Here is a 19150-nt window from a genome sequence, read left to right as displayed (position 1 = left end):
GGTTTCTATTATTCGTGTTCATTGATAGCGATTGTCTTAATGACCCGTTCAGGTTCCGGCCTGGCCAGATCTATCGACAACAGCCCGTTCTTCAGGTCCGCGCCCAGCACCTGCATCCCCTCCGCCAGCACGAAGGTGCGCTGGAAGTGGCGTGCGGCAATGCCGCGATGGATGTATTGCCGAGCCTTGTCGTCCTGCTGGCGGCCGCGGATGACGAGCTGGTTTTCCTCAATGGTCACATCGAGTTGGTCGCGGGTAAAACCCGCCACCGCCAGCGTGATGCGCAGGCGCTCGGGTTGGCCGTTGGTACGGTCGAACCGCTCGATGTTGTAAGGAGGATAGCCGTCAGCCCCCTTCACGACGCGATCAAGCGCACGCTCGATTTCGTCGAATCCCAGAAGGAACGGACTGGACAACGATGGAACACGAGACATTACAAAGTCCTCTCGAAGCGACTTTGACGGGCCCTTGCGGCACCCCATGCAATCGACGGGCCTCTTGCCCCCCGATCAAAAGCCAATATGGGGGTGATTTGGATAGCGTTCAAGCGCCTCTGAAACCAGCGTAAATGGCTCACAGGATGGCGGTTATTCCTTCCAGGTCGGTCACTAGCCGACGCGCTGGCGGCCGTCGGCGGTAAACAGGTGCAGCTTGTCCCGGGGCGCGACCGCTCTGATCCGCTCGCCGATCGCCGGGCCGGTAGCGCCGGGAACCCGGACGATGACCTCACCGGGCGGCAGTTCGCCGGGGTTGGCGGCCACGCCCTGTTCCTCGCGCCGGCGGGTGCCATAGACGAAGGTCTCGGCGCCGACATGCTCGATCGCCTCGACCGTCAGCCCGAGCTCGACGCCGCCGGGAGCGGTCTCGCTGGAGATGACGAAATCCTCGGGCCGGATGCCGACGATGCCGGCGCCGTCGACGCCTGCGATCTGCGACCTCAGCTCGTCCGACCGCAGCGGCATCAGGTTCATCGGCGGCGCGCCGATGAAGGAGGCGACAAAGGTGGTGGCGGGCTTCTGGTAGATCTCCAGCGGATTGCCGATCTGCTCGACCTGGCCGGCATTCATGACCACGAGGATGTCGGCGAGCGTCATCGCCTCGAGCTGGTCGTGGGTGACGTAGATCGATGTGGTGTTGAGACGGCGCTGCAGTTTGCGGATCTCGACGCGCATCGCGATGCGCAGCTTGGCGTCGAGGTTCGACAATGGCTCGTCGAACAGGAACACCTTCGGCTGGCGGACGATCGCGCGGCCCATCGCCACGCGCTGGCGCTGGCCGCCGGAGAGTTGCCCAGGCTTGCGGTCCAGCATGGCGCTGAGCTCGAGGATGCGGGCGGCTTCCTGGACGCGGGTATCGATCTCGGGCTTGGGCATGCCGCGATTGCGCAACCCGTAGGCCATGTTGTTGTAGACGCTCATATGCGGATAGAGCGCGTAGTTCTGGAACACCATCGCGATATCGCGTTCGGCCGGCTCGATCTGGTTGACGATGCGGCCGCCGATGTCGATCTCGCCGGAGGTGATGGTCTCGAGCCCCGCGACCATCCTGAGCAGCGTCGATTTTCCACAGCCGGAGGGGCCGACCAGCACGCAGAACAGGCCGTCGGCGACGTCGACATTGACGCCTTTGATCGCCTCGAAGCCGTTGGGGTAGGCCTTGCGAACGTTGCGCAGCGTTACATTGGCCATCGGCCTATTTCTCCGTCTCGATCAGGCCTTTGACAAACAGACGCTGCATCAGCAGGACGACCGCCACCGGCGGTAGCATGGCGAGGACCGCGGTGGCCATCGCGACGGACCATTCGGTCAGGGCGTCGTGCACGTCGATGATCTTCTTGATGCCGATGACAATGGTCTGCATGTCGTCGCGCGTCGTGATCAGAAGCGGCCAGAGATACTGGTTCCAGCCGTAGATGAAGAGGATGACGAACAGCGCCGCAATGTTTGTCACCGACAGCGGCAACAGCGTGTCCCAGAAGAAGCGGATCGGACCGGCTCCATCTATCTTCGAGGCCTCCACCAATTCCTTCGGCACGGTCATGAAAAACTGACGGAACAGCAGCGTTGCCGTCGCCGACGCGATCAAGGGCAGGATCAGGCCGGAATAGGAATCCAGCATGTGCAGGTCCGACGTGATCTTGTAGGTCGGAAAGATGCGCACTTCGACCGGCAGCATCAGCGTGATGAAAATGGTCCAGAACGCCGCCATCCGGAACGGGAAATTGAAGAACACGATCGCGTAGGCCGAGATGATCGAGATGGCGATCTTCCCGGCGGCAATGCCCATCGCCATGATCAGGCTCGCCACCATCATGCTGCCGACCGGCTGGCGCGTGGTCCGTCCGGTGCCGGAGAAGATGGTGTTCCAATAGGTTTCCAGCGCATGAGTGCCGGGATAGAGCGGCATCTGTCCGTTGGCGATGACGGTGTTGTCGTGGGTGGATGCGATGATCGCGAGATAGACCGGGAAGGCGACGACGATCACGCCGGCCAGCAGCACGAGGTGGGGCAACAGATTTCCAAATCTCCGATGCTCGACCATTGGCTAGTAATGGACCTTCTTTTCGACATAACGAAACTGGATCGCGGTCAGCGCCACGACGATGATCATCAGGATGACCGATTGAGCCGCCGAGCCGCCGAGATCGGAGCCGACCTTGCCGTCTTGGAACACCTTGTAGACCAGCGTCTGCGTGGCGCCGTTCGGGCCGCCGCCGGTCGCCGTGTCGATGATGCCGAGCGTATTGAAGAACGCGTAGGTGATGTTGATGACGATCAGGAAGAAAGTCGTTGGCGACAGCAGCGGGAACACGATGGTCCAGAATCGCCGCGCGGGCCTCGCGCCGTCGATCGCGGCTGCCTCGATCACGCTTTTGGGGATCGACTGCAAGCCGGCAAGGAAGAACAGGAAATTGTAGCTGATCTGATTCCAGACCGCGACGATAACGATCAGGATCATAGCATGCGTGCCGTTCAGCACCGGATTCCAGTCAATTCCATAGCTCTGCAGGGCGCGCGCGATCATGCCGAGGCCCGGCTGGAACATGAAGATGAACAGGACGCTCGCCACTGCGGGCGCAACCGCGTAGGGGATGATGAGGAATGTGCGATAGATCTGCACGCCCGCGATGTTGCGATTGGCCATGACCGCAAGCAGCAAACCGATGGCGAGCGAGAAGAACACGACCAGCAGCGAAAACACGAAGGTCGTACCGATCGCCTGGTAATATTCGGGCGTCTTCAGAAGGCTGGCGTAGTTCTCGAACCAGACGAACTCGGTCGAGAGTCCGAACGCGTCCTGCACGAGAAAGGATTGCCAGAGCGCCTGCGCTGCCGGCCAGTAGAAAAAGATCAGGGAGATCGCAAGCTGCGGCAAAACCAGGAGGCAGGCGAGCAGCTTGCCTGAGAAGATTGCCCGGTTCTCCATGAAGCTCCCGCCCCCTTTCGTGACATCGTGGCTGCGGTCGCTGATCCCGCAGCCACGATGTGAGCGACCTTACTTGGCCGCGGTCCGCTCGAACTGGCGCAGCATCTGGTTGCCGCGCGAGACCGCAGCGTCAAGCGCCTCCTTGGCCGACTTCTTGCCGGCGAGCGCTGCTTCGATCTCTTCAGACCAGACGTCGCGCATCTGGACCATGCCGCCGAAGCGCAGGCCGCGGGAGTTCTCCGTCGGCGGCTTGTTGGTCAGCTCCTTCAGCGGCACTTCGAGGATCGGGTTCTTGTCGTAGAAGCCAGACGCCTTGGTCTTGTCGTAGGCCGCCTTCGTAATGGGCAGATAGCCGGAAACCTCGTGCAGGTAGACTTGGCGGTCGGTATCCGAGAGGAAGGTGAAGAATTTCGCAATTCCCTTGTACTCCTCGGCCGACTTGCCGGCCATCACCCACAGCGAAGCTCCGCCGATGATCGAGTTCTGCGGCGCTCCCTTCACCTCCGGGAAATACGGCATCGGCACCGCCGTGTAGTTGAACTTCGCGTTCGCCTTGACGTTCGGATAGAAGGCCGAGGACGTCATGTACAACGGACATTCGCCGGACGTGAATCGTCCCTCACCGGTATTGGTGCGGCCCGAATAGTCGTAGCTCTTGTCCTTCTGCAGCTCGACAAGGTTTTCGAGCAGCTTGATTTCCATCGGATTGTTGAACTCGAGCACCGTATCGAAGCCGTCGAGCCCGTTGGCCTTCGTGCCGATCGGCAGGTTGTGCCAGGCGGAGAACTGCTCGATCAGGCCCCACGTGATCCAGCTCGAGGAGAAGCCGCAGGTCGGGCTCGTCGCGTGCAGCTTCTTGGCGTCGGCGAAGACCTCAGGCCAGGTCGTCGGCGGCGCGTCGATGCCGGCCTTCTTCAAGGCGTCGAGATTGACCCACATCACCATGCTCGACGAGTTGAACGGGAACGACAGCATGTCGCCCTTGGAGGTCGAGTAATATCCCGTGATCGCCGGCAGGTAGGACTGCGGGTCGAACTTCTCGCCTTGCTCCTTCATCAGCTCGGAGACCGGCTTGATCGCGCCCTTCGCGGCCATCATGGTCGCGGTGCCGACCTCGAACACCTGCATGATGCCCGGTGCATTGCCGGCGCGAAACGCCGCGATGCCCGCGTTCAGCGTGTCGGCGTAGCTGCCCTTGAAGGTCGGGACGATCTTGTAGTCGTGCTGGGATGAATTGAAGTCGTTGGCAAGCTTGACCACGACGTCGTTGTTTGGGCCGGTCATCGCGTGCCACCACTGAATCTCGGTCACCGCAAGCGCAGGTGACGAGAATGCAAGCGTGGCAGTCGCCACCGCCGCAGGAGCACCGAATCGTCGAAAAAGCATCAAAACCCCTCCCGGTTGGACCGTCATCTTTCGTTACGCGCGTTAGCAGCGCCGGATGACGTTCAAATGACCGTATAAACGAAGGCCATCGTACGGGGGAAGCCAGCGCGAAGGGAAGCGGTAAAAAAGGCGGATGCCGCGGACGCGCCCGTGCGCACTGCAACGTCAGGCGTGACATTGCACCGCATCCGGGGGGTTAGTGGTGTCTAGAACATGGTGAGATTTGGTTGAGTTGTTGCTGCAATGGCAGTGCAAAACCTCTCCCATAGGGAGAGGTCGCGCCGAAGGCGCGGGTGAGGGGTTAAGCTCTCTCGTGGGACCTGAACCCCTCACCCCGATTTGCTACGCAAATCGACCTCTCCCCGCTGGGAAGAGGTGAAGAGCTCGCGGCTAGACCGATTCAAATCAGGATCATCGGCGCTGGTTAGCGCTTGCGCTCGGGGCCGCAGACCACGCCCTTGTCGACCAGGGCGTTGATCTCGTCCTTTGAGTAGCCGAACTCACCCAGCACTTCCGCGGCGTGCTGGCTGAACTTCGGCGGCGTGCGCCGCAGGTTCGGCTTGGTGCGATCGAGCCGGATCGGAGAGGCGACGCCCTTGTACCAATCCTTCTCGATGATATCGCCGCGGTAGATCGTGTGCGGGTTGGTCAGCGCCTGGTCGATCTTCTGCACCGGCCCGGCCGGCAGGCCGGCGGCGAGCAGCCGGTTGCACAGCGGCTCGGCCTCGTGCTGGCTGAACACCGCGGCCAGCTCTTCGCGCAGCGCATCGCGATTGGCGATGCGGTCCTTGTTGCGGGCAAAGCGCGGATCGGTGCCGAGCTCTGGCTTGCCGATCTCCCGGGCGAGCTTGCGGAACGTCCCGTCATTGCCGACGCCGATGAAGATGTTGTCGGTCTTGGTCGGGAAGATCGCGTAGGGCACCAGGTTCGGATGCTCGTTGCCGGTGAGCGACGGCGGCTTGCCATGCATGAAATAGTTCGCGGTGTGCGGATGCATGATCGCAAGGCCGGTCTCGTACAGCGTGGTCTCGAGAAACTGGCCGAGGCCCGAGCGTTGCCGCTCCGACAGCGCCATCAGGATGCCGATCGCGGCATAGAGCCCGGTGGTGATGTCGACCAGCGGCACGCCGATGCGCATCGGTCCGCTCTCGGGCGAGCCGGTGGCCGCGATCATGCCGGTCATCGCCTGGATGATCGCGTCATAGCCTGGATTGCCGCCGCGCGGGCCGTCGGCGCCGAAGCCGCAGATGCGGCAATGCACGAGGCGCGGAAACTTCGCGCGCAGCACGTCGTTGCCGATGCCCCATTTGTCGAGCGTGCCCGGCTTGAAATTCTCGATCAGCACGTCGGCGGTCTCGAGCATCTTCATCAGCACCGCGCGCCCGCCCTCGGAGGCGAGGTCGAGGCCGATCGAGCGCTTGTTGCGGTTGATGCCGACGAAATAGGCCGCGTCCTCCTCATGGAAGGGAGGGCCCCAGTCGCGGACTTCGTCGCCCGCAGGCGGCTCGACCTTGATCACGTCGGCGCCGTGGTCGGCAAGGATTTGCGTGCAATAGGGGCCGCCGAGCACGCGCGTCAGATCGATCACGCGCAGTCCGGTCATCGCGCCTGTTGGCGCAGGGGTATTCATGGAAGCAACCTTCGCTCAGGTGGGATCGGAAGCAGGGTCCCAGAGCTAACGGTCTTCAGGCGCCGCAGCAATGCCCTCGCGTGCGCAGGCCCATGCAGCGGGCCGTTCTCATGTTCGCCAAGCGAACCGAAGCCTGCTTCGGGTAGGCGGGAACGAATGGCCCGCCACGCGTGGCGGACCATTCGCGGAGACGAATTAGACGACGGTCAGCTTGACGTCGACATTGCCGCGGGTCGCGTTGGAATAGGGGCACACCTGATGCGCTTTCTCGACCAGCGCCTCGGCCTCCGCGCGCGGCACACCGGGCAGCGAGACCGCGAGGTCGACGGTGAGGCCGAAGCCGCCGGCCGAACGCGGGCCGATGCCAACCGTCGAGGTCACCGAGGCGTCGGCGGGAACCTTCGGGCCGCCCTGGGAGGCCACGAACTTCATGGCGCCGATGAAGCAGGCGGCATAGCCGGCCGCGAACAGCTGCTCCGGGTTGTTGCCGGCGCCACCGCCGCCACCGAGCTCCTTGGGGGTCGTGAGCTTGACGTCGAGCGCCCCGTCGAGGGTCGCCGCATGGCCGTCGCGGCCGCCGGTTGCCTTGGCGCTGGTCTTGTAGAGCACGTTCACAGACATCGTGGTCTCCCTTGGGTTTGAATTCGATGATCAATAGATTGCGTGAAATTATATTGTGTGCAATATAAATTGTGCGGCCTCACATTTAATTGTTCGCAATTGAATCCCGGGTCACGTGGAGCCACAATGACGCCGGCATGTGACAAGTCTGACGGGATTCATGGCCAGGAAACAGACGGCGGCCGATCAGGCGCTGCGGCTCGACAACCAGATCTGCTTTGCGGTCTATTCGACCGCGCACGCCTTCAACCGCGTCTACAAGCCGCTGCTCGACAAGCTTGGCCTGACCTATCCGCAATATCTCGTCATGCTGACGCTGTGGGAGCGCGACGGCGTCCCGCTCAAGAATATCGGCCAGCGGCTGTTCCTGGACTCGGGCACGCTGACGCCGCTGCTCAAGCGGCTGGAGGCGGCGGAGCTGATCAAGCGGAGCCGCAGCACCGAAGACGAGCGCCAGGTGCTGATCGCGCTGACGCCCCAAGGGCACGCGCTGCGCGAAAAGGCCAAGTCGGTACCGCAATCGATCCTCGCGGCGTCGGCCTGCTCGGTCGGCGAATTGCTGGCGATGAAGGACGAGCTCGTCGCGCTGCGCGACCGGCTGAATGCGGTGCTGGGGGAGTAGGGGGCGGGCTAGAGGCGCTTCTTGGCGAAGGCACGACCGGAGTGCGATTTAAGGTACTTCTCGAAGGCGAGGGCTTTGTACTTGCACGGGAATGCGCAGTACCAGACGAGCTGCCAGGGCCTGAATTTTGAGGTGTGCGCCGACTTGCCGGCGTTGTGCTCAGGAAGTCGCCGCTTCAGGTCTTCGGTGGCGCCAATGTATTCCTGATCAGGGAAATCGATGCTGCGGATGATGTAGACGTACCACATGGGCATCCACTGGCGGGCGCTAAGGACCGGAACTTTAGGCCGTCCGTCTTCGCCCTGCGGGCTACGCCGGACACCACGCTTCGCCCTTCAGGCAACTCGTGGCTGCGCCACGCGTAGCCCGAAGGGCGAAGCGTGGTGGAGCCAGGCGGGATCGAACCGCCGACCTCTTGCATGCCATGCAAGCGCTCTCCCAGCTGAGCTATGGCCCCGTAAGTCTTCCAGTTCGGGCACGGCCTTGCGGCCGTGCCCGGCCCCCGAGTCCTAGGCGACTCGTGAGGCAGCACCCTTCACCACAGATTGGCGACGATCTCAAGTCTCTTCGTCACCTCCAACGTCACCAATGATGTCGGTGACGTCCTCATCGCCCTCTTCCTCGTCGGCGATGAAGGTCGAATCATCGTCGTCATCGTCCTCGAGGGTCTCATCGATCTCGATATCGTCCTCGGATTCGGGAACCTGAGCCTTGACCTTGCCGGTGTTCTCCTCGGCATCGGCCTCCTCGAGCGAGACCAACTCTTCGGTCTCGGCCGCCTCGGGCATTTCGGCTGCGGTGGCGGGCGAGCTCACATTGGCGCCGCGGCCCCGCGGCGGGGCCACCGGCGCGATCGGCACGACCTCGCCGGTGTAGGGCGAGATCACCGGATTCTTGTTGAGATCGTAGAACTTCTTGCCCGTGGTCGGGCAAATGCGCTTGGTTCCGAGATCGGACTTGGCCACTTGGTGATCCTGGGAATTTTCCTGAAAAACGGAGCTTCACTTGGCTAGTTGAGGGGCCGCTGTCAATAGCGGTCTGCGCGCATTTGACGGGCGCGTGACGTGGTGTTGCCTATGTGATACCTGCCGCGGCGCGAGAGGACACAATCTTGGCTCATTCCGACACCCCGAACCCGCTGGAAGCTCGTGCGAGCGGCCCCTTGGCCGGCAAAGTCCGCGTTCCCGGCGATAAATCGATTTCCCATCGCGCCCTGATCCTGGGGGCGCTTGCGGTCGGCGAAACCCGCATTTCCGGCCTCCTGGAAGGCGCGGACGTGCTCAATACCGCCAAATCCATGCGCGCGCTGGGCGCCAGGGTGGAACGGACCGGACCGTTTGCCTGGTCGGTCTCCGGCGTTGGGGTCGGAGGATTCGCCCAGCCCTCCGCAACGCTCGATTTTGGCAATTCCGGCACCGGCTGCCGGCTGGTGATGGGGGCGGTCGCCGGCTGTCCGATCGCGGCGGTATTCGACGGCGACGCCTCGCTGCGCTCGCGCCCGATGCGCCGCATCCTCGATCCCCTGGAGCTGATGGGCGCCAGGACGAGCGATATCCGCGAAGGCGGCCGGCTGCCGCTGACGCTGCATGGGGCGCGCTATCCGGTGCCGATCGTCTACAAGACACCGGTCGCCTCGGCCCAGATCAAGTCCGCGGTGCTGTTGGCCGGGCTGTCCGCCCCCGGCGTCACCACCGTGATCGAGCAGGAAGCGAGCCGCGACCATACCGAGCTGATGCTCAGGCATTTCGGCGCCGAGATCTCCTCGGAGAAGGAGGGCAGCCATGGGCGCAGGATCACGCTCAACGGCGAGTCCGAATTGCACGGCGCCGAGGTCGTGGTGCCGGCCGATCCGTCCTCGGCCGCGTTCCCGATCGTGGCGGCGCTGATCGCCGAAGGTTCCGATGTCATGTTCTCCGACGTGATGACCAATCCGCTGCGCACCGGCCTCCTCACCACGCTGCGCGAGATGGGTGCCTCCATCGAGGAGAGCGAGGTCCGCGGCGACGCCGGCGAACCAATGGCGCAGTTGCGCGTTCGTGCTTCGAAGCTGCGCGGCGTCGAGGTGCCGCCGGAACGTGCGCCGTCGATGATCGACGAATATCTGGTGCTGGCGGTTGCGGCGAGCTTTGCCGAGGGCACCACCATCATGCGCGGCCTGCAGGAGCTGCGGGTCAAGGAATCCGATCGGCTGGAAGCCACCGCCGACATGCTGCGCGTCAACGGCGTGAAGGTCGAGGTTTCCGGCGACGATCTGATCGTCGAGGGCCGCGGCCATGTTCCCGGCGGGGGCCTTGTCGCGACCCATATGGATCATCGCATCGCGATGTCGGCGCTGGTGATGGGCTGCGCTTCCGACAAGCCGGTGAAGGTCGACGACATCACCTTCATCGCCACCAGCTTTCCGGATTTCATTCCGATGATGCGCTCGCTCGGAGCTGACTTCGCATGATCATCGCCATCGACGGTCCCGCCGCCTCAGGCAAGGGTACGCTCGGCAAGCGGCTCGCCCACCACTATGGCTATCGCCATCTCGACACCGGCGTGATCTACCGCGCGGTGGCTTATGCGATGATGGCGGCGGGTGCCGACCTCAACAATGAAGCGCTGGCGGTGGCCGCGGCGCTTGAGCTCGACCCCGAGAAATTCGGCAATCCGATCCTGAAGACGCAGGAGGTCGGGGAGGCTGCATCCGTGGTCTCCGCCTTTCCCAAGGTGCGCGAGGTGCTGGTCAACTTCCAGCGCCAGTTCGCCGCCGATCCGCCCGGGGCGGTGCTCGACGGGCGTGACATCGGGACCGTGATCTGCCCCGACGCCGACGTGAAGATCTTCGTGGTCGCCGACCCGCGGGTGCGCGCGCGGCGGCGAACGCTGGAGGCTCGAGCCCGCGGCGAGGATGCCGACGAGGAAGCGGTGCTGGCCGACATCCTCAAGCGCGACGAGCGCGACAAGAATCGCACCATTGCGCCGTTGCGTGCGGCCGCGGACGCCCACACCCTGGACAATTCCAATCTCGACATCGAAGCCGGCGTGCGCGCCGCGATCGCCATCGTCGAACAGGCGCGCGCCCAGCGCTGAATGTAGGGCCGGAAGCGACGCTCTCGGCCCGAAAACGCAGCAAAATGGGGCATTTCGCGCTTGCCGAAAGCACGCTGCGGGGCTATATCAGCGCCGTCCGGGCCACCATCGACCATGTCGAGGCTGTGTCTGAAGCGGGCCGGCGTTGGGGTTGAGCCCTTGCCGCATCTGGAGGAACGCCCGCTCCCAGGTCTTGAAGTCGATATTCTCGTTTCGGGCTCCGGATCAATCAAACGTACCGAACGTGCAGTCCTGCTGCCGGCCCGCTGTTGCGCCTCCTGCAACGAGCGGTCGTCAGGGCTTGCGGAACCCCGACACTCCACGCGCGGTGCGCCCATCAACCCGAACGGCCGGCAATATTCCGCATCTGGAGAACAAATGGCTTCGAATACTGCGTCTTCCTATACTCCGACCCGCGACGATTTCGCGGCGATGCTTGATGAGTCCTTTGCCGGCGGCAATCTGCAGGAAAGCTCGGTCATCAAGGGCAAGGTGGTTGCAATTGAGAAGGACATGGCCGTCATCGACGTCGGCCTGAAGACCGAAGGCCGCGTCGCGCTGCGCGAATTCGCCGGTCCCGGCCGTGAAAGCGATCTGAAGGTCGGCGACACCGTCGAGGTGTTTCTCGACCGTATCGAGAATGCGCTCGGCGAAGCCGTGCTGTCGCGCGACAAGGCGCGCCGCGAGGAGAGCTGGGGCAAGCTCGAGAAGGCGTTCCAGAACAACGAAAAGGTCAACGGCGTCATCTTCAATCAGGTCAAGGGCGGCTTCACCGTCGACCTCGACGGCGCGGTTGCCTTCCTGCCGCGCTCGCAGGTCGACATCCGTCCGATCCGCGACGTTGCGCCGCTGATGAACAACTCGCAGCCGTTCCAGATCCTCAAAATGGACCGTCGCCGCGGCAACATCGTGGTGTCGCGCCGCACGGTTCTCGAAGAGACCCGCGCCGAGCAGCGCCAGGAGCTGGTGCAGAACCTCGAAGAGGGTCAGGTGATCGACGGCGTGGTCAAGAACATCACCGACTACGGTGCGTTCGTTGACCTCGGCGGCATCGACGGCCTGCTGCACGTCACTGATATCGCCTGGCGCCGCGTCAATCACCCGACCGAGGTGCTGACCATCGGCCAGACGGTGAAGGTCAAGATCATCAAGATCAACCACGAGACGCACCGCATCTCGCTCGGCATGAAGCAGCTGCTGGACGATCCGTGGCAGGGCATCGAAGCGAAGTATCCGCTCGGCGCCCGCTTCACCGGCCGCGTCACCAACATCACCGACTACGGTGCGTTCGTCGAGCTCGAGCCGGGCATCGAAGGCCTGATCCACGTCTCCGAGATGTCGTGGACCAAGAAGAACATGCACCCCGGCAAGATCGTCTCGACCTCGCAGGAAGTCGAAGTGCAGGTGCTGGAAGTCGATTCGGTCAAGCGGCGTATCTCGCTCGGTCTCAAGCAGACCATGCGCAATCCCTGGGAGGTATTCGTCGAGAAGTTCCCGGTCGGTTCGGTGGTCGAGGGCGAGGTCAAGAACAAGACCGAATTCGGTCTGTTCCTCGGTCTCGAGGGCGACGTCGACGGCATGGTCCACCTCTCGGACCTCGACTGGAAGCTTCCGGGCGAGCAGGTCATCGACAACTTCAAGAAGGGCGACATGGTCAAGGCCGTGGTGCTTGATGTCGATGTCGAGAAGGAGCGCATCTCGCTCGGCGTCAAGCAGCTCGAAGGCGACCCCTTCGCCGAGCCGGGCGACGTCAAGAAGGGCGCGGTCGTGACCTGCGAAGTGCTCGAGGTGAAGGAGAGCGGCATCGAGGTGCGAATCTCGGGCACCGAGTTCACCACCTTCATCAAGCGGTCCGAGTTGGCTCGCGACCGCAACGACCAGCGCGCCGAACGCTTCGCCGTTGGCGAGAAGGTCGATGCCCGCGTTATCCAGTTCGACAAGAAGGCCCGCAAGGTGCAGGTCTCGATCAAGGCGCTGGAAGTCGCCGAGGAGAAGGAAGCCATCGCGCAGTATGGCTCCTCCGATTCGGGTGCGACGCTTGGCGACATCCTCGGCACCGCGCTCAAGAACCGCGGCACCGACAAGTAAGCGTTCGCTCAGTTTTGCGCGAACCAACCGGGCCCCGGCGAAAGCCGGGGCCTTTCTATTTGTCAAAGACAGGAAAATCGTAGCCCGGATGGAGCGTAGCGAAATCCGGGGTTCGGCGCCCGCGGTGAGGTCTTCCCGGATTGCGCTTCGCTCCATCCGGGCTACAGACGTTAGGAGTATAGCGAGCCTTTTCTTCATATTGCGTCGCAATTGATGTATTTGGCTAAGGTCATAGTGACGCTGCGACTGCAAGAACGCACGGACATTCCTGGAGCATTTCCATGTCGCTGGATTCAGACGTGATCGTCGATCGCCGCCGCATCAGGCGCAAGCTGACCTTCTGGCGCGTCACCGCCGCCGTCGTGGCGATTGCGGCGATCATCGGCGTCGGCCTGTTCGCGACCGGCGGGCGCGACCTGCTCGAGACGAAGGGTGCGATCGCACGCGTCAATATCGAGGGGTTGATCCGCAGCGACCAGCAGCGCGCCGAGGCGCTGGAGCGGCTCGAGAAATCGAGCTATGCGGCGGTGGTCGTGCACATCAATTCGCCCGGCGGCACCACCGCGGGCTCCGAGCAGCTCTATGACTCGCTGACGCAGCTGAAGACGAAGAAGCCGCTCGTCGTCGTCGTCGAGGGGCTGGCCGCGTCGGGCGGCTACATCACCGCGATGGCGGCCGATCACATTGTCGCCCAGCAGACGTCGCTGGTCGGTTCGATTGGAGTGCTCTTCCAGTTTCCGAACGTTTCAGAACTTCTCAAGACCGTGGGCGTGAAGGTCGAGGAGATCAAGTCTTCGCCGTTGAAGGCGGCGCCGAACGGCCTTGAGCCGACCAGTCCCGAAGCGCGCGCCGCGATCGACGCGCTGGTGAAGGATTCTTATGCATGGTTCCGTGGATTGGTGAAGGAGCGGCGCGGCATGGATGATGCCCTGCTGGAGAAGGTCGCGGATGGACGCGTCTTCACCGGCAGGCAGGCGCTTGATCTCAAGCTGATCGATCAGCTTGGCGATGAGAAAACCGCGATCGCATGGCTCGTCGCGGAAAAGAAGATCAAAAGCGGCCTTCCGGTGCGCGACTACAGGCTCAATCCCCGCTTCGGGGATCTGACATTCCTGCGCACCGCAGCATCCATGACGCTCGACGCGCTCGGTCTGGGCGCCATCGCGCGGCGGATTGAGCAGGGCGGGATGGTGCAGGCGGTCGACAGGTTCGGGCTGGACGGCATGCTGGCCTTGTGGACCCCGGCCGGAACCAACTGATCGGCGCCAAGGCGTATCGTCGAGGCGATTCCCGCTCTGCGCGAATCGCCAAATGGCCCAATTGGGCTATTTGTTACCCTAATTCGCGACATCAGGAATTGATTTAGCGTCTTGACAGTGCAGGGCATTTTCACGGAAATGGACTTCCGCGAGATCCCGGATCCCATTTTCGATGATCAAATCCGAACTTGTTCAGCGTATCGCCGAGCACAACCCGCACCTCTATCAGCGGGATGTCGAGAACATTGTGAATGCGATTCTCGATGAGATTGTCGCGGCGCTGGCGCGTGGCGACCGTGTCGAGCTGCGAGGTTTTGGCGCATTCTCCGTGAAGCATCGTCCGGCACGTGCCGGCCGCAATCCTCGCACCGGCGAGCATGTGCCGGTCGATCAGAAAAGCGTGCCGTTCTTCAAGACCGGCAAGGAGATGCGCGAGCGTCTCAATCGCGAGGGCGTCGAAACGGAAGCTCCCAAGGTCGACGCACCAAAGGCTGACGCGTAACGCGCGACGTCAGGCGTGCCGTGTGGCGGGCTCGCGCCCGCGCTTTCTCCATCGCTATGAGAGATGGTCATGCGAAAGTTCTTCACGGCATTGGTCGTCATCCCGCTGGGGCTGATCTTCATCATCTTCGCGGTCGCAAACCGTCACTGGGTGACGGTGTCGTTTGATCCCTTCAATTCCGTCACACCGACGATCGCAGTCAAGCTGCCGCTGTTCGTCGTGATCATCGCGTCGGCGATCCTGGGCGTGATCGCGGGCGGCATCGCGACCTGGTTCCGGCAGGGGCGCTGGCGCCGCGCCGCCCGGCAGCACGAGGCCGATGCCCGCCGGGCGCGCGCCGAGCTCACCGATCTCAGGGCTGCCGCGGCCCGGGGCGATGCGCCACGGCTGCCCGCACCGGGCCAAACCGGCTTTTACGGCTCCGCCGGGCGAGACAAGCAGGGCGCGACGTTGTAGAACCCGCCCCGTCGGACGTGGGTACGCCCCGGTTCCGGCGGCCCGAAAACCCGTTCCGGATGACGACCCGTTTCGAGACCATGTCGCTGCTTGTCAAAATCTGTGGCTTGTCCACGCGCGAGACGCTCGACGTCGCGCTTGACGCCGGCGCCGACATGGTTGGCTTCGTGTTCTTTCCGCCGTCGCCTCGGCATATCAGCCTGGAGGTCGCGGGCGACCTCGGCAGCCGCGCCAAGGGCCGCGCGGTGAAGGTCGCGCTGACCGTCGATGCCGATGACGCGACCCTGGAAAACATCGTCGAGACGCTGCGGCCGGATATCCTGCAATTGCACGGCAAGGAGACGACGGCACGGCTACGCGACATCAGGCAGAAGTTCGGCTTGCCCCTGATGAAGGCGCTGCCGGTCGAGACGGCTGCCGATCTCGCGCCGCTGCCGGGCTATGCCGGCGTCGCCGACCGTATCCTGTTCGATGCCCGGGCGCCGAAGGGCGCCACGCGGCCCGGTGGTCTCGGCGCGACATTCGATTGGCACGTGCTGGAAAATCTCGATCTCGCTCTGCCGTACATGGTCTCGGGCGGGCTTCACGCCGACAATGTCGCCGAGGCCGTCACCGTCACCCGTGCCGGCGGTGTCGACGTATCGTCAGGCGTCGAGCGCTCGCCCGGCGTGAAGGATCCCGACCTGATCCGCGCCTTCATCCGCGCCGCGCGCGCTGCCGTCTCCACTTCAGCTCTCCCCGTTTACGGGGACAGGTCGACCGCGCAACGCACGGGCGGGTGAGGGGCTCACGGCGATGATCGAGCAAGTGGAGAAACCCCTCACCCCAACCCTCTCCCCGCAAGAGCGGGGCGAGGGAGCGGAAACAACGCCGCGAGACGGCAACAAGAACTGATGGTTCGATGAATCAAAACCTGCCCAATTCCTTCCGCACCGGACCTGACGAGCGCGGACATTTCGGCATTTTCGGCGGACGCTTCGTGGCGGAAACGCTGATGCCGCTGATCCTCGATCTGGAAAAGGCCTACGCGGAGGCCAAGGCCGATCCGTCGTTCCAGGCCGAGATGAACGCCTATCTGAAGGACTATGTCGGCCGGCCCTCGCCGCTCTATTTCGCCGAGCGGCTCACCGATCATTTTGGCGGCGCCAAGATCTATCTGAAGCGCGAGGAGCTCAATCACACCGGCTCGCACAAGGTGAACAATGTGCTCGGCCAGATCATGGTCGCGCGCCGCATGGGCAAGAAGCGCATCATCGCCGAGACCGGTGCCGGCCAGCATGGCGTGGCGACGGCGACGCTGTGCGCCCGTTTCGGGCTCGAATGCGTGGTCTACATGGGCGCGGTCGACGTCGAGCGCCAGCAGCCGAACGTGATCCGCATGGAGATGCTCGGCGCCAAGGTCGTCCCGGTGCAGTCGGGCGCGCGCACGCTGAAGGACGCGATGAACGACGCGCTGCGCGACTGGGTGACCAACGTGCACAACACGTTCTATTGCATCGGCACGGTCGCAGGCCCGCATCCCTATCCGATGATGGTGCGCGACTTCCAGTCGGTCATCGGCCACGAGACGCGCAAGCAGATGCAGGAGGCCGAAGGCCGCCTGCCGGATTCGCTGATCGCCTGCATTGGCGGCGGCTCCAATGCGATGGGCCTGTTCCACCCGTTCCTCGACGACCCCTCGGTCGAGATCTTCGGCGTCGAGGCCGCCGGTCACGGGCTGACGCAATTGCATGCCGCCTCGCTGGCCGGCGGCCGCCCCGGCGTGCTGCACGGTAACCGCACCTATCTCCTGATGGACGAGGACGGCCAGATCCAGGAAGCGCATTCGATCTCGGCCGGGCTCGACTATCCCGGCATCGGGCCCGAGCATTCCTGGCTGCATGAGACCGGCCGCGTGAAGTATCTGTCGGCGACCGACGAGGAGGCGCTGGCCGCGTTCCAGTTGCTGTCGCGGCTCGAAGGCATCATCCCCGCGCTGGAATCGGCGCACGCCATCGCGAAACTGTCCGAACTCGCGCCTGCGCGTCCGAGGGATCACCTGATGGTGATCAACCTCTCCGGCCGCGGCGACAAGGACGTGCCGCAGGTCGGCGACATCTTGAAGGGCAGGAAGAAGTGACCACCCGTATCGACGCCAAGTTCGCCGACCTCAGGAAGCAGGGCCGCTCTGCCTTCGTCACCTTCGTGATGGCCGGCGACCCCGACGCAAAAACTTCGCTCGACATCGTCAAGGCGCTGCCGAAGGCCGGCGCCGACATTATCGAGATTGGCATGCCCTTCACCGATCCGATGGCCGACGGCCCGTCGATCCAGGCCGCCGGCCTGCGCGCGCTCAAGGGCGGCATGACGCTGAGGAAGACGCTGGAGATGGTCCGCGGTTTCCGCAAGGACGACAACGCCACGCCGCTCGTGCTGATGGGCTACTACAATCCGATCTACATTTACGGCGTCGACACGTTCCTGGCCGACGCCAAGGCCGCCGGCGTCGATGGCCTGATCATCGTCGACCTGCCGCCGGAGGAAGACACCGAGCTCTGCATCCCGGCCATGCAGGCCGGACTGAACTTCATCCGGCTGGCGACGCCGACCAGCGACGACAAGCGGCTGCCGGCGGTGCTCGCCAACACTTCGGGCTTTGTCTACTACGTCTCGATCACCGGCATCACTGGCAGCGCGGCCGCCGATTCGAAGGCGGTTGCAGAAGCCGTCGCCCGCATCAAGCGGCACACCGAGCTGCCGGTCTGCGTCGGCTTCGGCATCCGTACCCCGGAGACGGCGCGCGCGATTGCCGAAAGCGCCCATGGCGCCGTGGTCGGCACCGCGATCGTCGATGCCGTGCGCGGCAGCCTCGATGCCGAGGGCCGCGCGACGCCGAAGACCGTCACCGCCGTGGCCGACCTCGTGTCGGCGCTGGCCCAGGGGGTCCGCGGCGCCCGGCAGGCCGCTGAATAAGCCATAATTTGCGGCGACAAGGCCGCACCGGGCGGCTTGCCGGGTTTGCCCGGCCCCGCCATATAACCAGTTGATGCGGGACCGATCCGCATTTCGGAGCGAACCATGAATTGGCTCACCAACGTCGTCCGGCCGAAGATCCGCAACATCCTGCGCCGTGAGACGCCGGAAAATCTCTGGATCAAGTGCCCGGATTCCGGGCAGCTCGTGTTCTACAAGGACGTCGAGGCCAACCAGTTCGTGATCCCCGGCTCCAACTACCACATGCGCATGGGCGCGGTGGCGCGGCTGAAGTCGATCTTCGACAACGAGACCTGGTTCGACGTCGCGCTGCCCGAGGTCACCGCCGATCCGCTCAAGTTCCGCGACGAGCGCAAATATGTCGACCGCATCAAGGATGCCCGCACCAAGACCGGCCTGAACGACGCGATCAAGGTCGGCTACGGCAAGCTCGAGGGCGCCGGTGTCGTCGTCGCCGTGCAGGATTTCGATTTCATGGGCGGTTCGCTCGGCATGGCTGCCGGTGAAGCGATGGTGCGCGGGCTTGAGCTCGCGGTCGAGAAGAAGTCGCCCTTCATCGTGTTCGCCGCGAGCGGCGGCGCGCGAATGCAGGAAGGCATCCTGTCGCTGATGCAGATGCCGCGCACCACGGTCGGCGTGCAGATGCTGCGTGAGGCGCGGCAGCCCTACATCGTCGTGCTGACCAACCCGACCACCGGCGGCGTCACCGCCTCCTATGCGATGCTCGGCGACATCCACATCGCCGAGCCCGGCGCGCTGATCGGCTTCGCCGGCGCCCGCGTGATCGAGCAGACCATCCGCGAGAAGCTCCCCGAGGGATTCCAGCGTGCCGAATATCTGCGTGAGCATGGCATGGTCGACATGGTCGTGCACCGCCACGACATGAAGGCAACGCTGGCGCGGCTGTGCCGCCTGCTGACGAAGTCGCCGGCGCTCGAAACCACGTCGAAACCCGCGGCCGCCGTCACGACGCCGGCCCAGATCGTCACGGCCCCGGAGACGGTGCCGGCCGCGCCGCACGCGTGACCGGGAGAGCCGCCTCATCGCAGTCCTCGTTCGAGGCGTTGATCGCGCGGGTGTCGGCGCTGCACCCCAAGCGCATCGATCTCAGC

The 19150-nt window shown here is 63.9% G+C and carries 20 protein-coding genes and 1 tRNA gene; 11 read left to right on the top strand and 10 right to left on the bottom strand.

Going from position 1 to position 19150, the window contains the following annotated elements:
• Window positions 1-8: 8 nt before the first annotated feature.
• The 7 genes from MTX19_RS00505 to MTX19_RS00475 all read right to left on the bottom strand — a co-directional run bounded on the left by MTX19_RS00505 (window position 9) and on the right by MTX19_RS00475 (window position 7063).
• Window positions 9-434, bottom strand: coding sequence for an Hsp20 family protein (locus tag MTX19_RS00505; protein WP_280978327.1), 426 nt, complete (start codon window positions 432-434; stop codon window positions 9-11).
• Between the two features lie 174 nt (window positions 435-608).
• Entirely contained in the window at window positions 609-1688 is a 1080-nt protein-coding gene (locus MTX19_RS00500; RefSeq protein ID WP_280982002.1) for a sn-glycerol-3-phosphate import ATP-binding protein UgpC, read from the bottom strand.
• Between the two features lie 4 nt (window positions 1689-1692).
• Entirely contained in the window at window positions 1693-2541 is an 849-nt protein-coding gene (ugpE, locus tag MTX19_RS00495; protein WP_280982001.1) for a sn-glycerol-3-phosphate ABC transporter permease UgpE, read from the bottom strand.
• A 3-nt stretch (window positions 2542-2544) separates the two neighbouring features.
• Window positions 2545-3426 carry a sn-glycerol-3-phosphate ABC transporter permease UgpA gene (ugpA, locus tag MTX19_RS00490; RefSeq protein WP_280974698.1) on the bottom strand — a complete coding sequence of 294 codons (882 nt, stop codon included), beginning with the start codon at window positions 3424-3426 and terminating at the stop codon, window positions 2545-2547.
• Between the two features lie 69 nt (window positions 3427-3495).
• Window positions 3496-4812, bottom strand: coding sequence for a sn-glycerol-3-phosphate ABC transporter substrate-binding protein UgpB (gene ugpB, locus MTX19_RS00485; RefSeq protein WP_280982000.1), 1317 nt, complete (start codon window positions 4810-4812; stop codon window positions 3496-3498).
• A gap of 424 nt (window positions 4813-5236) precedes the next feature.
• Window positions 5237-6442 (bottom strand): CaiB/BaiF CoA-transferase family protein, encoded by a 1206-nt coding sequence (locus tag MTX19_RS00480; protein ID WP_280981999.1) that lies wholly within the window; start codon window positions 6440-6442, stop codon window positions 5237-5239.
• Between the two features lie 195 nt (window positions 6443-6637).
• On the bottom strand, window positions 6638-7063 hold the full coding sequence (locus tag MTX19_RS00475; RefSeq protein WP_280981998.1) for an organic hydroperoxide resistance protein: 426 nt from the start codon (window positions 7061-7063) through the stop codon (window positions 6638-6640).
• Window positions 7064-7223: 160 nt separating this feature from the next.
• Here MTX19_RS00475 and MTX19_RS00470 point away from each other — a divergent pair, with 160 nt between their 5' ends.
• Window positions 7224-7685 carry a MarR family transcriptional regulator gene (locus MTX19_RS00470; RefSeq protein ID WP_280981997.1) on the top strand — a complete coding sequence of 154 codons (462 nt, stop codon included), beginning with the start codon at window positions 7224-7226 and terminating at the stop codon, window positions 7683-7685.
• Window positions 7686-7693: 8 nt separating this feature from the next.
• Here the strand turns inward: MTX19_RS00470 and MTX19_RS00465 are convergent, their stop codons facing one another.
• The 3 genes from MTX19_RS00465 to MTX19_RS00455 all read right to left on the bottom strand — a co-directional run bounded on the left by MTX19_RS00465 (window position 7694) and on the right by MTX19_RS00455 (window position 8650).
• Window positions 7694-7933, bottom strand: a complete 240-nt coding sequence (locus MTX19_RS00465; protein ID WP_280981996.1) for a GIY-YIG nuclease family protein — start codon at window positions 7931-7933, stop codon at window positions 7694-7696.
• Window positions 7934-8066: 133 nt separating this feature from the next.
• Window positions 8067-8142: transfer RNA gene (locus tag MTX19_RS00460), tRNA-Ala, on the bottom strand.
• A 100-nt stretch (window positions 8143-8242) separates the two neighbouring features.
• On the bottom strand, window positions 8243-8650 hold the full coding sequence (locus MTX19_RS00455; RefSeq protein ID WP_280981995.1) for a TIGR02300 family protein: 408 nt from the start codon (window positions 8648-8650) through the stop codon (window positions 8243-8245).
• 146 nt (window positions 8651-8796) lie between these two features.
• Between MTX19_RS00455 and aroA the strand changes: the two genes are divergently transcribed.
• The 10 genes from aroA to accD all read left to right on the top strand — a co-directional run bounded on the left by aroA (window position 8797) and on the right by accD (window position 19064).
• Window positions 8797-10134, top strand: coding sequence for a 3-phosphoshikimate 1-carboxyvinyltransferase (aroA, locus tag MTX19_RS00450; RefSeq protein WP_280981994.1), 1338 nt, complete (start codon window positions 8797-8799; stop codon window positions 10132-10134).
• Entirely contained in the window at window positions 10131-10760 is a 630-nt protein-coding gene (gene cmk, locus MTX19_RS00445) for a (d)CMP kinase (RefSeq protein WP_280981993.1), read from the top strand. The genes aroA and cmk overlap by 4 nt, the downstream gene beginning before the upstream one ends.
• Before the next feature lie 378 nt (window positions 10761-11138).
• Window positions 11139-12848, top strand: coding sequence for a 30S ribosomal protein S1 (gene rpsA, locus MTX19_RS00440; protein ID WP_066504830.1), 1710 nt, complete (start codon window positions 11139-11141; stop codon window positions 12846-12848).
• A 281-nt stretch (window positions 12849-13129) separates the two neighbouring features.
• Window positions 13130-14107 (top strand): signal peptide peptidase SppA, encoded by a 978-nt coding sequence (gene sppA / locus MTX19_RS00435; protein WP_280981992.1) that lies wholly within the window; start codon window positions 13130-13132, stop codon window positions 14105-14107.
• Window positions 14108-14279: 172 nt separating this feature from the next.
• The gene (locus MTX19_RS00430; protein WP_280981991.1) at window positions 14280-14609 is read left to right on the top strand and encodes an integration host factor subunit beta; all 330 of its coding nucleotides are present in this window, start codon (window positions 14280-14282) and stop codon (window positions 14607-14609) included.
• Between the two features lie 69 nt (window positions 14610-14678).
• The gene (locus tag MTX19_RS00425; RefSeq protein WP_280981990.1) at window positions 14679-15065 is read left to right on the top strand and encodes a LapA family protein; all 387 of its coding nucleotides are present in this window, start codon (window positions 14679-14681) and stop codon (window positions 15063-15065) included.
• Window positions 15066-15145: 80 nt separating this feature from the next.
• Window positions 15146-15847 (top strand): phosphoribosylanthranilate isomerase, encoded by a 702-nt coding sequence (locus MTX19_RS00420; protein ID WP_280981989.1) that lies wholly within the window; start codon window positions 15146-15148, stop codon window positions 15845-15847.
• Between the two features lie 119 nt (window positions 15848-15966).
• On the top strand, window positions 15967-17184 hold the full coding sequence (gene trpB, locus MTX19_RS00415) for a tryptophan synthase subunit beta (RefSeq protein WP_280981988.1): 1218 nt from the start codon (window positions 15967-15969) through the stop codon (window positions 17182-17184).
• Window positions 17181-18017, top strand: a complete 837-nt coding sequence (trpA, locus tag MTX19_RS00410; protein WP_280981987.1) for a tryptophan synthase subunit alpha — start codon at window positions 17181-17183, stop codon at window positions 18015-18017. The genes trpB and trpA overlap by 4 nt, the downstream gene beginning before the upstream one ends.
• A gap of 105 nt (window positions 18018-18122) precedes the next feature.
• Entirely contained in the window at window positions 18123-19064 is a 942-nt protein-coding gene (gene accD / locus MTX19_RS00405) for an acetyl-CoA carboxylase, carboxyltransferase subunit beta (RefSeq protein ID WP_280981986.1), read from the top strand.
• Window positions 19065-19150: the final 86 nt, after the last annotated feature.

The sequence above is a fragment of the Bradyrhizobium sp. ISRA464 genome, from assembly GCF_029910095.1.
In the GTDB taxonomy this organism is placed as follows: Bacteria; Pseudomonadota; Alphaproteobacteria; order Rhizobiales; family Xanthobacteraceae; genus Bradyrhizobium.
This window is presented reverse-complemented; position numbering and strand designations above follow the sequence as displayed.